Source organism: Rhizobium sp. TRM96647, assembly GCF_025780115.1.
Lineage (GTDB): Bacteria > Pseudomonadota > Alphaproteobacteria > Rhizobiales > Rhizobiaceae > Mycoplana.
Map to the genome: position 1 here is coordinate 194667 of NZ_JAOXHF010000005.1, position 14164 is coordinate 208830.

Genomic DNA, 14164 nt, shown 5'->3' on the forward strand with positions numbered 1-14164 from the left:
GGCGGGTTACGGAATTAGGGAACATGGCCGGTGTGGCGACGCGGGCCGGAACAGACAAAAGGAACATCGACAATGACCATCAAGCTGCAGAAGCCGGACATCACTGAGCTGAAGCCCCGCATCACCGTCTTCGGTGTCGGCGGCGGCGGCGGCAACGCTGTCAACAACATGATCACCGCGGGGCTGCAGGGCGTCGATTTCGTCGTCGCCAACACGGATGCCCAAGCACTGACCATGACCAAGGCCGAGCGCATCATCCAGATGGGCGCGCAGGTCACCGAGGGCCTCGGCGCCGGTTCGCAGCCCGAGGTCGGCCGTGCGGCCGCCGAGGAGTGCATCGACGAGATCATCGACCACCTGAACGGCACGCACATGTGCTTCGTCACCGCCGGCATGGGCGGCGGCACCGGCACGGGGGCTGCCCCGATCGTCGCGCAGGCGGCCCGCAACAAGGGCATCCTGACCGTCGGCGTCGTCACCAAGCCGTTCCACTTCGAAGGCGGCCGCCGCATGCGTCTCGCCGAACAGGGCATCCAGGAACTGCAGAAGTCGGTCGACACGCTGATCGTGATCCCGAACCAGAACCTGTTCCGGATTGCCAACGACAAGACCACCTTTGCCGACGCGTTTGCGATGGCCGACCAGGTGCTCTATTCGGGCGTCGCCTGCATCACCGACCTGATGGTCAAGGAAGGCCTGATCAACCTCGACTTCGCCGACGTCCGCTCGGTGATGCGCGAGATGGGCCGCGCCATGATGGGCACCGGCGAGGCATCGGGCGAGGGCCGCGCAATGGCCGCAGCCGAGGCCGCGATCGCCAACCCGCTGCTCGACGAGACCTCGATGAAGGGCGCGCAGGGCTTGCTGATCTCGATCACCGGCGGCCGTGACCTGACGCTGTTCGAAGTCGACGAGGCTGCAACCCGCATCCGCGAGGAAGTCGATCCGGACGCCAACATCATCCTCGGCGCCACCTTCGACGAGGAACTGGAAGGCCTGATCCGCGTCTCCGTCGTCGCCACCGGCATCGACCGGGCGACGTCGCAGGATACCGGCCGCGCTGCCGACTTTCGCCCGGTGAACAAGCCGCTGGTGCGCCCGTCGGCTGCCGTTCCGCCGCATCCGCAGGCCGCCCCGGCACCGCAGCCGGTTGCAGCCGCACCCGCGCCGGTCATGACGCAGCCCGTCGCGCCGCAGCCGGCACGCATGGCCGACCCGGTCGCCGAGACGATCCGCCAGGCCGAGATCGGCCTCGAGCGCGAACTGGCCCTGCCGGACGCCAAGCCGGCGCCCGCCCCGCAGGAAGAGTTCCGCCCGCAGAGCCGGATCTTTGCGTCGACTCCGGCCGAAGCTCCGGTCATGGCGCCGGTTGCCGCACGCCCGGCGCCGGCTCCGCAGCCGCAGTACCAGCCGGCCCCGGTCCAGCAGCGCGCCGAGCCCGCGGCCCCGGTCATCCGCCAGGAGCCGGTCGCCAGCCGCATGCCGAAGATCGAGGACTTCCCGCCGGTGGTGCAGGCCGAGATGGAGCACCGCGTCCAGCCGGCGCAGGCCCAGCCGGAGGAGCGCGGCCCGATGGGGCTCCTGAAGCGCCTCACGTCCTCGCTGGCGCGTCGCGACGAGGAGGAGCAGCCGGCAGCAGAAACCGCCGCCCCGCAGCGCCGGGCGATGTCGCCGGAAGCGAGCATCTACGCACCGCGCCGGGGACAGCTCGACGACCATGGCCGCGCCACGCCACAGCCGCGGGCGCTCAGCGAGGACGACCAGCTGGAGATTCCCGCCTTCCTGCGCCGCCAGTCGAACTAGCGCTGTCAGCATTGTTGCAAACGAAGGCCCGGACCGCCTGTCCGGGCCTTCTTTTTTGTGAAATCTTTCAGTGGTTTGGGTAGTCCTTGTGGGGCGTAACAAAACGAAAGAAACAGTGATTTGTAACAATTCAGGCGCGCAACTACATTCCGGCCAGAAACGCCGCCAGCGCATTGATTCACGGGCGATTTTTACAGGCCTGGCGCAGTCTCTGCTGCAACGCTCCGATTTCCCGCTTCGACGGTCGAGGAGCACGCGAAGCAAAACGACAACAAAATAGTGACGATCGGCCCGGTGCCGGTGATAAGATAAGGCGAATTAGAAGATGTCCATTAGCTTGCTGGGTTTTCAGACGACGATCTCGAGCCCGGTCACGATTTCGGGAACAGGCGTCCATTCCGGCGCGGTCGTTTCCATTACGTTTCATCCGGCCGAGGCCGACAGCGGCATCGTCTTCCAGCGCCTTCACGACAACGGGTCCGTGAGCGAATACCGTGCCGTTTCCTCGCAGGTGGGCAACACCGACCTCTGCACCGTTCTCGGTTTCTCGCCGGACAAGTCCATCGCCACCATCGAGCACGTCATGGCAGCGCTCTATGCGCTCTCGCTGGACAACGTGCTGATCGAGGTCCAGGGCGCCGAGATGCCGATCATGGACGGCAGCTCCGCTCCCTTCATCGATGCAATCGACCAGGTCGGCCTGCGGCCGCTTGCCGTCAAGCGCCGCTACATCCGCGTGGTCAAGCCGGTCCGCGTCGAGGCCGGTTCGTCCTGGGCGGAGTTTTCGCCGCATGACGGCACCCGCTTCGAGGTCGAAATCGATTTCGATTGCCCGCTGATCGGCCGCCAGGCCTGGAAGGGCGAACTGACGCCTGCGACTTTCCGCAGCGAGCTGTCGCGCGCCCGGACCTTCGGCTTCATGCGCGACGTCGAACGCCTCTGGGCGGCCGGCTATGCGCTCGGCTCCTCGCTTGAGAACTCGGTCGTCATCTCCGACGACAACGCCGTGATCAACATCGAGGGCCTGCGCTACGACGGCGACGAGTTCGCCCGTCACAAGACGCTGGACGCCGTCGGCGACCTGGCGCTTGCCGGCGCGCAGTTCATCGGCTGCTACCGCTCCTACCGCGGCGGCCACAAGATGAACGCGATGGCGCTGAAGGCGCTGCTCAACGATCGCACGGCCTATGAGGTCGTCGAGGCTTCGGTCCCGCGCGCTCGCGCCGGCAAACGCGAGCTCATCACCGTGAACGCACCGGAGTTCGCTCCCTGGTCCGCCTGAGGGCCGGGAGCATTTCCGATCGCACGGTGCTTCACACTTTCTTTGCCATAAAAATGCGTTAATGCAGCGGCATGGCGTTGCGGTATGCGCGGGATTGGGGATAGAACGCGTTCAATGAACGGCGCTCGAACAGGGCGCCGCGATGATTTTGGGATTGTCAGATGAAATTTGCAGGGATTGTTGGTGCCAAGCATTGGACGCGGATTGCCTGCGTCGCCCTCCTGTCCACGGTGCCGCTGGCGCTGACGGCATGCCAAAGCGATCCCGACATCGACATCACCAAGCTTTCGGCCGAGACCGATCCGCCCGAGGTTCTCTACAACCAGGGGCTGGCGAACCTCAATGCCGGCAACGTCACCGAGGCCTCGCGCAAGTTCGCCGCGATCGACCGGCAGCACCCGTTCTCCGAATATGCCCGCAAGGCGCTGGTGATGAGCGCCTTCGTGAACTACCGACAGGGCGCCAACCAGGAGGCGATCACCGCCGGCCAGCGCTACCTCAAGCTCTATCCGGAGTCCGAGGACGCGGCGTATGCGCAGTACATCGTCGGGCTGGCTTATGCCAAGCAGATCCCGAGCGTGACGCAGGACCAGCGTCCGGCCACGCAGACGATCGAGGCGATGCAGGCGGTCGTCACCAAGTACCCCGATTCGGAATATGTCGAGGACGCGCAGGCCAAGATCCGCTTTGCGCGCGACCAGCTCGCCGGCAAGGAGATGCAGGTCGGCCGCTACTATCTCGAGCGCAAGGAATACCTGGCGGCGATCACCCGCTTCCGCACCGTCGTCGAGCAGTACGGCACGACGAACCAGGTGGAGGAAGCGCTCGCGCGCCTCGTCGAATCCTATTATGCAATGGGTATTACCAGCGAAGCGCAGACCGCTGCCGCCGTTCTCGGCCACAACTATCCGGACAGCCAGTGGTATGCGGATTCCTACAAGCTGCTGCAGTCGAAGGGGCTGGAGCCGCGCGAGAATGCTGGTTCCTGGATTTCGCGCGCCGGCAAGGCCCTCATCGGCGCCTGAGCAAAGAGATATGACCTCGGATGCTGGCACAGCTTTCGATCCGCGATATCGTCCTGATCGAACGGCTTGACCTCGCTTTCGATGGCGGGCTCTCGGTGCTGACCGGCGAAACCGGCGCCGGAAAATCCATCCTGCTCGATTCGCTCTCGCTCGCCCTCGGCGGGCGCGGCGACGGCTCGTTGGTCCGCCACGGGCTCGACAAGGGCCAGGTGACGGCCGTGTTCGACGTGCCGATGGGGCACGCGGCCCGCACGCTTCTGCGCGACAACGCCATCGACGACGACGGCGACCTGATCTTCCGCCGCGTGCAGTCGGCCGACGGCCGCACCAAGGCCTATGTCAACGACCAGCCGGTCTCGGTCCAGCTGATGCGGCAGGCGGGGCAGTTGCTCGTCGAGATCCACGGCCAGCACGACGACCGCGCGCTGATCGACACGGACGCGCACCGCGTGCTGCTCGACGCCTTCGGCGGCCTTGGCGAGACGGTGGCGGACGTTTCCCGCCTCTACCAGAACTGGAAGGATGCCGAGCGCGCGCTGCGCCGCCACCGCGAAAAGGTGGAGGCGGCCGCGCGCGAGGCCGACTATATCCGCTCCTCCGTGGACGAACTGGAGAAGCTCTCGCCGCAGGACGGCGAGGAGGAGGTACTTGCGGAAGAGCGCGCGCGGATGATGAAAGCCGAGCGGATCGCCGGCGACATCAACGAGGCGAGCGATTTCCTGAACGGCAACGCCTCGCCGGTTCCCGTCATCGCCTCGATGGTGCGGCGGCTGGAGCGCAAGAGCCAGGAGGCGCCGGGTCTTTTGGAGGAGACGGTCGAGCTGCTCGGCCGCGCCGTCGACCAGCTCTCGGACGCGCAGATGGCGGTCGACGTGGCGCTGCGCAAGACCGAGTTCGATCCGAAGCTCCTGGAGCGCACCGAGGAGCGGCTGTTTGCGCTCCGCGCCGCCTCGCGGAAATATTCCGTACCCGTCTCCGGCCTGCCGGCGCTGGCGGTGCGGATGATTGCGGACCTCGCCGATCTCGATGCGGGCGAGGAGAAGCTGACCCGGCTGGAGCAGGCCCTGGGCGAGATGCGGGCTGCCTTCGACGCCGCCGCGCGCGCGCTGTCGGAGCGCCGCCACCATACGGCCGAGGCGCTCGCCGGCGCGGTGATGGCGGAGCTTCCGGCGCTCAAGCTGGAGCGCGCCCGCTTCATGGTCAACATCACCACCGATCCCGACGGCGGGGCGGAGGAGGGGATCGACACCGTCGAATTCCATGTCCAGACCAATCCGGGCACGCGCCCCGGCCCGATCATGAAGGTCGCCTCCGGCGGCGAACTCTCGCGCTTCCTGCTGGCGTTGAAGGTCGCGCTTGCCGACCGCGGCTCGGCGCCGACGCTCGTCTTCGACGAGATCGACACCGGCGTCGGCGGGGCGGTGGCGGATGCGATCGGCCAGCGGCTGAAGCGGTTGTCGTCGACGGTGCAGGTGCTTTCCGTCACCCATGCGCCGCAGGTGGCGGCGCGTGCTGCCACGCATCTCCTGATCTCCAAGGGGCCGGTCGACGGCGGCGAGGCGATCGCCACCCGCGTAGCCCGCATGGACGACGGCGCCCGTACCGAGGAAATCGCCCGCATGCTCGCCGGCGCGTCGGTCACCGAGGAGGCGAGGGCGGCGGCGGCGCGGCTCCTGTCCGGCGGCGGCTGACCGAGGCAGCGGAGCCTCAAGATGCCTTTGTACCCGCGGGTGCCCACATCTTCGTGAGGACTACGCCCGAGGCTGCTTTTCTTTTTGCCGCCATGCTCTAAAAACCAGACGAACCTTTCTGGAGCAGTGCGATGTCCGTCGAGAAAATCCCCGTCGAGAACCTGACAGACGAACAGGCGGCGGCCGAGCTGGCCTTTCTTGCGGCCGAGATCGCCAGGAACGACGTGCTCTACCACGGCCAGGACCGGCCGGAGATCTCGGACGCCGACTATGACGCGCTGAAGCGGCGCAACGATGCGATCGAGGCGCGGTTCCCGCAACTCGTGCGCGCCGACAGCCCTTCGATCAAGGTTGGCGCCGCGCCGCTTGCGACCTTTGCGCCGATCACCCATTCGCGGCCGATGCTGTCGCTCGACAACACGTTTTCCGACGAGGACGTGCGCGACTTCGTCGCCTCCGTCTACCGCTTCCTCGGGCTCCTGCCGGACGGATCGATCGCGTTTACCGCCGAGCCGAAGATCGACGGCCTGTCGATGTCGATCCGCTACGAGCAGGGTCGCCTCGTCAATGCGGCGACCCGCGGCGACGGCACGACCGGCGAAAACGTCACCGAGAACGTCCGGACCATCAGGGAAATCCCCGACCGCCTGCCGGCCGGCGTGCCGGATGTGGTGGAGGTCCGCGGCGAGGTCTATATGAGCAAAGCCGACTTTCTGGCGCTCAACGAGAAGATGGCGGCGGACGGCAAGCAGACCTACGTCAATCCGCGCAACACGGCGGCAGGCTCGCTGCGCCAGCTCGATGCGAAGGTGACGGCCAGCCGCAACCTGAAGTTCTTCGCCTATGCCTGGGGCGAGATGTCCGCGATGCCGGCCGATACGCAGATGGGCATGGTCGAGACGTTCAGGGATTGGGGCTTTCCGGTCAATCCGCTGATGAAGCGGTTGACCTCGGTAGAAGACATCATCGCCCACTATGCCGAGATCGGGCTGAAGCGCCCGGATCTCGACTACGAGATCGACGGCGTCGTCTACAAGGTCGACCGGCTGGACCTGCAGGCGCGGCTCGGCTTCCGCTCGCGCAGCCCGCGCTGGGCGACGGCACACAAGTTCCCGGCCGAGCAGGCGTTCACGAAGGTCGAGAAGATCGATATCCAGGTGGGCCGTACCGGCGCGCTGACGCCGGTGGCGCGGCTCACCCCGGTCACCGTCGGCGGCGTCGTGGTGACGAATGCGACGCTGCATAACGAAGACTACATCAAGGGCCTCGGCAATTCCGGCGAGCGCATCCGCGACGACGGCCACGACATCCGCATCGGTGACACGGTGATCGTGCAGCGGGCAGGCGACGTCATCCCGCAGGTGCTCGACGTGGTGATGGAGAAGCGGCCGACGGATGCCGTGCCCTACGAATTTCCGAAGACCTGCCCGGTCTGCGGCAGCCATGCGGTGCGCGACATCAACGAGAAGTCGGGCAAGGTGGATGCGGTGCGCCGCTGCACCGGCGGCTTTGTGTGCCGGGCGCAGGCGGTGGAGCACCTGAAGCACTTCGTCTCGCGCAACGCCTACGACATCGAGGGGCTCGGCTCCAAGCAGATCGATTTCTTCTTCGAGGCGGAGGATCCGGCATTGTCGATCCGCACCGCGCCGGAGATATTCACGCTGAAGCGGCGGCAGGAGACCTCGCTGACCAAGCTGGAGAACATCGACGGCTTCGGCAAGGTGAGCGTGAAGAAGCTGTTCGACGCGATCGACGAGCGGCGGACGATCGCGCTTAACCGCTTCATCTACGCGCTCGGCATCCGCCATGTCGGCGAGACGACGGCCAAGCTCCTGGCGCGCGCCTACGGCACCTATGCGGCCTTCGAGGCGGGGATGAAGGGGGCGGCCACGTTTTCGGGCGAGGCGTGGGCGGAGCTCAACAGCATCGACGGCATCGGCGAGGTGGTCGCCCGCGCCATCGTGGAGTTCTACAAGGAGCCGCGCAACCTCGACGTGATCGGGCGGCTTATCGAGGAGGTCACGCCGGAAGCGGCCGAGGCGCCCGTTGCCAGCGACAGCCCGGTTGCCGGCAAGACCGTGGTCTTCACCGGAACGCTGGAGAAGATGACGCGCGACGAGGCCAAGGCGATGGCCGAGCGGCTGGGCGCCAAGGTATCGGGCTCGGTGTCGAAGAAGACGGACCTCGTCGTGGCCGGCCCGGGCGCGGGCTCCAAGCTCGACAAGGCGCGGGAATTCGGCGTCGAGGTGATCGACGAGGACCAGTGGCTGGAGCGCGTCAAGGCCTGAGCGGATGGGGTTCCAGCGGCGTGGGGCTACGCCAGGTCTCAATGGTCCCGGCGGCGGCGGTCGGGGCCTTCGTGGATGACCACCAGTGCGCCGATCATGGTGGCGCCTTCCGAATAGCAGGGCGTCAGCCGGCGGCGGATCACGACGAGGTTGCCGTCCCGCTCGCGGGCATTGGTGTATTCGACGGTCTCGCCCGCAAAACAGCGGTCGAGATTGCCCTTGATAACGTTGTTGAAGTGATCGGCGCCGACGATGTCGCGCACGTGCCGCCCGACCAGTTCGTGCGGCTTGCGCTTCAGCCGTGCCGCATCGGTGGCATTGGCGTAGAGATAGCGATAGTCGGTGGTCACGACCGAGACGCGCTCGGCCAGCGTATCGAGCTGGCCGATGTCCAGCACCCCGTTGCGGACCGGCGCGGACAGGGCGGGCAGGCCGTTCTGGTCGGCCGGCCGGGTGCGGACGGTGATGTATCGCCGGAGGAGCAGTTCGATCAGGTCGGCATTGTTGCGGACGCTGGAGGCGTCTTCGGCCTCCTCGCGCAAAAGCCGCAGCAGAGCGGTGAACTGCGCCTGCTGCTCGGCCGCGTCCTGCGTCTGGTGGTCGACCAGGGCCGTCAGCGCGTTCGTCAGTTCCCGGTCCATGCGGTGGACGAGCGGCATGTCTTCTGCGTCGATGGCGTCGTGCAGGCGACGGTAGCGTTCCCAGAACTCTTCGGTCAGCCTGTCCATGGAGAGGGACAGGAGACTGTTCCGGCCCATATTTGGTTTCGTTTCTGCCATTCAGCCCGCCACGTCGCGCCGCCCCCGTCCTGATTCGAAAATCCTGTGGCGCTGCAGCGACAATATGATTCTTCCGGCAGGTGGTGAAGGGGGAAAACGGCGAAATACGCCCATTCGTTGCGCGAATCGGCGAAGCGACAGCCCAATCCTCGATTGCGAGACGTGGTCGGGACGCAATCAGGAACGCGATAAGGGAGGCGGGAAGGCGGCAGGCACATGCCGCCTTCCGGGCGTCAGCCGTTGGACTTGCGCGCCTTCCGCTTGGGCGATGCAGCCTTGGCCGGATGGTCCTGGCGGGGCGGCTTGTCGGCGAAGGCGCCGTCCTTGAAGGACTTGGCCTTGCCCTTGAAGTCCGCCGTCTTGCCCTTGAAGCCGGCCGGCTTGCCGGGACGCTCGTCCCGGTCCTGCGGGGAGCGGCTGCGGCCTTCGGCCTGGGCGGCCTTCTCCCAGCCCTTGCGGGCGGGCTTGCCGGCGAAATCGGCGCGGGCAGACCTGTCGGAGGCCCGCTCACGCGGGCCGTTCTCGCGCTCGCCTGCGAATTCCCGATCCTTCCGCGGGCCGCGGCCGGGGCGGTCGCCTGCCGGCTTGCCGCGTGTCATGTCCGGTGCGCCGTCGAGCTTCGTCAGGCGAATGCCCTTCTCGATGACCTGCTTCGGGCCGATCCTTTCGAGGAAGGCCTCTGCCGAGGCTTCGGCGAGTTCGACATAGGTTTCGTCCTGCTGCATGCGGATCGCGCCGATCTCATTGCGGGTGATGCCGCCGGCCCGGCAGAGCATCGGGATCAGCCAGCGCGGCTCGGCGTTCTGCTTGCGGCCAACGGAGATCGAGATCCAGCGGCCGGGGCCGAAGGCATCGCGCGGCGGGCGGGGCGCCGGATCTCCGGCTTCGCCCGACCGGCGTTCGCGGGCGGGGCGGCGTTGCGTAAGATCGACTTCCCGCAGATCCTCCGGCGCGGACCGGCCCTTGCGGTAGAGACGCACGAAGGCCGCTGCGATCTGGCGGGCGTCGAGGGTCGAAAGAAGGGTGTCGGTGAATTCCGCCTCGTCGTCGGCCACCGGCTCGGCCAGGATGGGATCGGCCAGAAGCCGCTCGTCGTCGCGGCGAAGGATCTCGTCGGCGGATGGCGGGTTTGCCCATTCGGCCATGATCTTGGCTGTCGCCAGCAGGCGCTCGGCGCGGCGGATCGCCGGCACCGGAACGATCAGCGCGCTCACGCCCTTGCGGCCCGCCCGCCCGGTGCGGCCGCTCCTGTGCAGCAGCGTCTCCGGATTGGTCGGAAGATCGGCATGGACGACGAGTTCGAGATTGGGCAGGTCGATGCCGCGGGCGGCGACGTCGGTTGCGATGCACACCCGGGCGCGGCCGTCGCGCATCGCCTGCAGGGCGTGGGTCCGCTCGTTCTGCGATAGTTCGCCGGAGAGTGCTACGACGGAGAAGCCGCGATTGTTCAGGCGCGCGGTCAGGTGGTTGACGGCGGCGCGGGTCGAGCAGAAGACGATCGCCGTCGGAGCCTCATAGAAGCGCAGCACGTTGATGATGGCATTCTCGCGGTCGTGCGGGGTGACCGCCAGCGCGCGATAGGCGATGTCGCCGTGCTGGCCCTTCTCGGCCGCCGTCGTCACGCGCACGGCGTCGCGCTGGTAGTTGCGCGCGAGTTCCTCGATGGCGCGGGGAACGGTCGCCGAGAACATCAGCGTGCGGCGTTCGTCCGGCGCGGCCTCGAGGATGAATTCCAGGTCCTCGCGGAAGCCGAGGTCGAGCATCTCGTCGGCCTCGTCGAGCACCACCGCCTTCAGTCCGGAAAGATCCAGCGCGCCGCGGTCGATATGGTCGCGCAGGCGGCCGGGGGTGCCGACGACGATCTGGGCGCCGCGTTCCAGCGCGCGGCGCTCGGTGCGGATGTCCATGCCGCCGACGCAGGAGGCGATCACGGCGCCGGTCTCGCCATAGAGCCATTCGAGCTCGCGCTTCACCTGCAGGGCGAGCTCGCGCGTCGGCGCGATCGCCAATGCCAGCGGCATCGACGCCCGGCCAAAGCGTTCCTCGCCGCCGAGCAGGGTCGGCGCAAAGGCGAGCCCGAAGGCCACCGTCTTGCCCGAGCCGGTCTGGGCGGAAACGAGCAGGTCCGCGCCTTCGAGGTCGGGATCGGCCACCGCCTTCTGCACCGGGGTCAGCGTCGTGTAGCCGCGTTTCGCCAACGCGCTTGCCATCGCCGGAACGAGGCGTTCGTAATCGGTCATGTCTGGTCTTTCGATATTGTGAGGCGCGCTGCCTGATAACGGCTCACGTGCCTTCCGTGTCTCTATCCTGTGCATGGAGCGGTCCCGAAACCGCTGCACGTCTTCGGGGCGCATGCGTCAGGTCCGGCCCGGACGTACGGGCGCATTGCTCCGGCTCTCCGGCCGTCTGCGATTGGCGCGTTCGTAGCGGGAAGCGGCGCAAAAGTACAGATAGAATATCGGATGGCGCGTTGGCTGCCGCGAGGCCGTGTGCGGACAGGAGGCCAACCGGAGTTCGGCGCGGCGGGAGATTGTGTTTTTGCGCTGCACAAGCTAGAAAGCGCCGCTGCCGCGAAAGAGCCGAGAGGCTACCGGCAGCGGCACCTTTGGGAGGAGGTGTGGCGCAGACGGGTCGGGCCGGCAGCGATGTGCGGCGGGGCCGATGCGCGGCAGTGAAATTCGTGCTGACCCTGGCGGATCGCTCATCTTCCGTGGTCAGCCAGGCTGGAGGATCCGCCTCGATGCAGACCGTCACCACAATCGAAGGCTTGCGTGCGGCGCTGGCGCCGTTTCGCGCCAGCGGCAAGTCCGTCGGCCTCGTGCCGACGATGGGTTACCTACACGTCGGCCACATGGAACTCGTGCGGCGCGCGCGCGCCGAGAACGACGTGGTCGTCGCCTCGATCTTCGTCAATCCGCTGCAGTTCGGCGCTGGCGAGGACCTGACGCGCTATCCGCGCGACCTGCCGCGCGACGAAAAGATGCTGGAGGAGGGCGGCGTAGACTTCGTGTTCGCGCCCGGTGTTTCGGATATGTATCCCCGCCCGATGGCGACGGTCGTCGACGTGCCCACGCTCGGCGCCGAACTCGAGGGCTCCGTGCGGCCCGGCCACTTTTCCGGGGTCTGTACCGTCGTCACCAAGCTCTTCAACATCGTCGGCCCGGACCGCGCCTATTTCGGGGAGAAGGACTTCCAGCAGCTGACGATCATCCGCCGCATGGTCGAGGACCTGGCGCAGCCGGTTGAGGTGGTCGGGGTGGCGACGGTCCGCGAGCCGGACGGGCTCGCATGCTCGTCGCGCAATGTCTACCTGAATGCCGAGCAGAGGGCGGCGGCGGTGATCGTGCCGAAGGCGCTGGCGGAGGCCGAGCGGCTCATCGGCGCCGGCGAGACTAGCCCGCGCGCCGTCGAGGACAGCGTTCACGCCTTCATCGCCGCCGAACCGCTGGCGAATGCGGAAATCGTGGCGCTGCGGCACCCCGAAACGCTCGCCGAGGTCGCGGAAATCGGTCCCGGACCGGTTCTTTTGTTGCTTTTCGTCCGGATCGGGAGCACGAAGCTGCTCGACAACCGGATTATCGGCCAGAACGTGCAGAATTCAGCGAAGGTAGCCTGACAATGAGCGTGCATGCAGCGAAACGGCGCCTTGCGCCCGCGGATATTCGGGCCCTGAAGGGCCAGCGGCCGATCGTCAGCCTGACGGCCTATACGACGCCGATCGCCAAGCTGCTCGATCCGCATGTGGACTTCATGCTGGTCGGGGATTCGCTCGGCATGGTGGTCTACGGGCTCGATTCCACCGTCGGCGTGACGCTGGAGATGATGATCGCGCACGGCCAGGCGGTGATGCGCGGATCGGACAAGGCCTGCGTCGTGGTCGACCTGCCGTTCGGCTCCTACCAGGAATCGAAGGAGCAGGCGTTCCACAGCGCCGCGCGCGTGCTGAAGGAGACCGGCTGCAGCGCGGTCAAGCTCGAGGGCGGTGCGGAGATGGCCGAGACCGTCGATTTCCTCACCCGGCGGGGCATTCCGGTGCTCGGCCATGTCGGGTTGATGCCGCAGCTGATCAACACCACCGGCGGCTACCGTTCGCTCGGGCGCAGCGACAAGGAAGCCGACAAGATCCGCCGCGACGCCAAGGCGATCGACGATGCGGGCGCGTTCGCGATCGTCATCGAGGGCACGGTCGAGCCGCTCGCCCGCGAGATCACGGAGTCGGTCAAGGCGCCGACGATCGGCATCGGCGCGTCGCCGGCCTGCGACGGCCAGGTGCTGGTCGTGGACGATGCGCTCGGCATCTTCACCGACTTCAAGCCGCGCTTCGTCAAGCGCTTCGCCGACCTCGCGCCGCAGATCAGCGAGGCCTTCGCGACCTATGCCGAAGAGGTGAAGGCGCGGACCTTCCCCGCCCAGGAACACACGTTCCAGGTGAAGGCCAAGTCCTGATCCCGAAAGGACGATCCGGCTTCGGCCGGCTCGCCAATGGTTCAACGAAATCGATCGATACTTCAGCCATATTCAATTGCGCTGAGGGGTGCGGGGGACTACAGCGGTTCCACGTGAGGGCAGAGGTGCGCGCCAGGTGAACAAGGCTGATTTCTTCGAGGGCGTGCGCAACGGCACGCCGGTGTTCCTGTCGGCGGCGCCGTTCGGCGCGCTGTTCGGCGCGATCGCGGTCGCCAACGGCCAGACGATCGCCGAGGCCGTGCTGATGAGCATGACGATCTTCGCCGGCGCCAGCCAGCTCGTCGGCATCGAGCTGTTCGGGCAGAACATCGCCCCCTGGGTCATCGTGCTGTCGATCTTCGCGGTGAACTTCCGCCACATCCTCTATTCGGCGGCGATGACGCCGTTCGTCAGGCATTTCTCGCCGGTGGAAAAGCTCTTCGCCTTCTTCGTCCTCACCGATCCGCAATTCGCTGAAACGCTGCGGCGCGGTGAATCGGGCCGCAAGGTCAGCTTCGCCTGGTATATCGGCTTCGCGCTGGTCATCTATATTCCCTGGCAGGTGATGACCGCGCTCGGCGGCGTCTTCGGCCAGCTCATCGGCGATCCGAAGGTGATCGGCATCGACGTGCTGCTGCCGATCTATTTCATGGCGCTGGTGCTCGGCTTCCGCAAGCGGCCGAACTTCCTCTCCGTGGTCGCGGTGAGCGGTGCGGTCTCTGTGATCGCCTATCACACCGTCGGCTCTCCCTGGCATGTCAGCATCGGCGCGCTTGCCGGCATGGCGCTCGCCGCCGTGCTGCCGGTCAAGCGCGGCCCGGCGTCGCGCGACGCGGCGCAGGAGGGCTGA

At 66.9% G+C, this 14164-nt stretch carries 10 protein-coding genes; 8 read left to right on the forward strand and 2 right to left on the reverse strand.

Annotated features, from left to right (window positions below):
- The first annotated feature begins 72 nt into the window (after positions 1 to 72).
- The 5 genes from ftsZ to ligA all read left to right on the forward strand — a co-directional run bounded on the left by ftsZ (position 73) and on the right by ligA (position 8089).
- Positions 73 to 1803: a cell division protein FtsZ gene (ftsZ, locus tag OCK02_RS11480; protein ID WP_263813180.1), complete on the forward strand. Its 1731-nt coding sequence runs from the start codon at positions 73 to 75 to the stop codon at positions 1801 to 1803.
- A gap of 325 nt (positions 1804 to 2128) precedes the next feature.
- A complete protein-coding gene (lpxC, locus tag OCK02_RS11485) occupies positions 2129 to 3085 on the forward strand; it encodes a UDP-3-O-acyl-N-acetylglucosamine deacetylase (protein ID WP_230804770.1) in 957 nt (318 codons plus the stop codon).
- A gap of 161 nt (positions 3086 to 3246) precedes the next feature.
- Positions 3247 to 4110: an outer membrane protein assembly factor BamD gene (locus OCK02_RS11490; protein ID WP_230804772.1), complete on the forward strand. Its 864-nt coding sequence runs from the start codon at positions 3247 to 3249 to the stop codon at positions 4108 to 4110.
- 20 nt (positions 4111 to 4130) lie between these two features.
- Positions 4131 to 5801: a DNA repair protein RecN gene (recN, locus tag OCK02_RS11495; protein ID WP_263813181.1), complete on the forward strand. Its 1671-nt coding sequence runs from the start codon at positions 4131 to 4133 to the stop codon at positions 5799 to 5801.
- 131 nt (positions 5802 to 5932) lie between these two features.
- A complete protein-coding gene (gene ligA, locus OCK02_RS11500) occupies positions 5933 to 8089 on the forward strand; it encodes an NAD-dependent DNA ligase LigA (RefSeq protein ID WP_263813182.1) in 2157 nt (718 codons plus the stop codon).
- 38 nt (positions 8090 to 8127) lie between these two features.
- On the opposite strand, the gene OCK02_RS11505 is transcribed toward ligA, so the two are convergent.
- Both OCK02_RS11505 and OCK02_RS11510 read right to left on the reverse strand, forming a co-directional pair.
- Positions 8128 to 8847 carry a PAS domain-containing protein gene (locus OCK02_RS11505; RefSeq protein WP_230804778.1) on the reverse strand — a complete coding sequence of 240 codons (720 nt, stop codon included), beginning with the start codon at positions 8845 to 8847 and terminating at the stop codon, positions 8128 to 8130.
- A gap of 254 nt (positions 8848 to 9101) precedes the next feature.
- Complete coding sequence (locus tag OCK02_RS11510) at positions 9102 to 11108, reverse strand: DEAD/DEAH box helicase (protein ID WP_263813183.1); 2007 nt, start codon at positions 11106 to 11108, stop codon at positions 9102 to 9104.
- Between the two features lie 500 nt (positions 11109 to 11608).
- On the opposite strand from OCK02_RS11510, the gene panC reads away from it, so the two are divergent.
- The 3 genes from panC to OCK02_RS11525 all read left to right on the forward strand — a co-directional run bounded on the left by panC (position 11609) and on the right by OCK02_RS11525 (position 14164).
- The gene (gene panC, locus OCK02_RS11515; RefSeq protein WP_263813184.1) at positions 11609 to 12484 is read left to right on the forward strand and encodes a pantoate--beta-alanine ligase; all 876 of its coding nucleotides are present in this window, start codon (positions 11609 to 11611) and stop codon (positions 12482 to 12484) included.
- A 2-nt stretch (positions 12485 to 12486) separates the two neighbouring features.
- Entirely contained in the window at positions 12487 to 13314 is an 828-nt protein-coding gene (gene panB, locus OCK02_RS11520; RefSeq protein WP_263813185.1) for a 3-methyl-2-oxobutanoate hydroxymethyltransferase, read from the forward strand.
- A 136-nt stretch (positions 13315 to 13450) separates the two neighbouring features.
- Positions 13451 to 14164, forward strand: coding sequence for an AzlC family ABC transporter permease (locus tag OCK02_RS11525; RefSeq protein ID WP_263813186.1), 714 nt, complete (start codon positions 13451 to 13453; stop codon positions 14162 to 14164).

What these genes read in the sequence shown, in the direction of transcription:
- ftsZ (WP_263813180.1), top strand. Translation starts at nt 73, where the DNA reads ATGACCATCAAGCTGCAGAAGCCGGACATCACTGAGCTGAAGCCCCGC.
- lpxC (WP_230804770.1), top strand. Translation starts at nt 2,129, where the DNA reads ATGTCCATTAGCTTGCTGGGTTTTCAGACGACGATCTCGAGCCCGGTC.
- OCK02_RS11490 (WP_230804772.1), top strand. Translation starts at nt 3,247, where the DNA reads ATGAAATTTGCAGGGATTGTTGGTGCCAAGCATTGGACGCGGATTGCC.
- recN (WP_263813181.1), top strand. Translation starts at nt 4,131, where the DNA reads ATGCTGGCACAGCTTTCGATCCGCGATATCGTCCTGATCGAACGGCTT.
- ligA (WP_263813182.1), top strand. Translation starts at nt 5,933, where the DNA reads ATGTCCGTCGAGAAAATCCCCGTCGAGAACCTGACAGACGAACAGGCG.
- OCK02_RS11505 (WP_230804778.1), bottom strand. Translation starts at nt 8,847, where the DNA reads ATGGGCCGGAACAGTCTCCTGTCCCTCTCCATGGACAGGCTGACCGAA.
- OCK02_RS11510 (WP_263813183.1), bottom strand. Translation starts at nt 11,108, where the DNA reads ATGACCGATTACGAACGCCTCGTTCCGGCGATGGCAAGCGCGTTGGCG.
- panC (WP_263813184.1), top strand. Translation starts at nt 11,609, where the DNA reads ATGCAGACCGTCACCACAATCGAAGGCTTGCGTGCGGCGCTGGCGCCG.
- panB (WP_263813185.1), top strand. Translation starts at nt 12,487, where the DNA reads ATGAGCGTGCATGCAGCGAAACGGCGCCTTGCGCCCGCGGATATTCGG.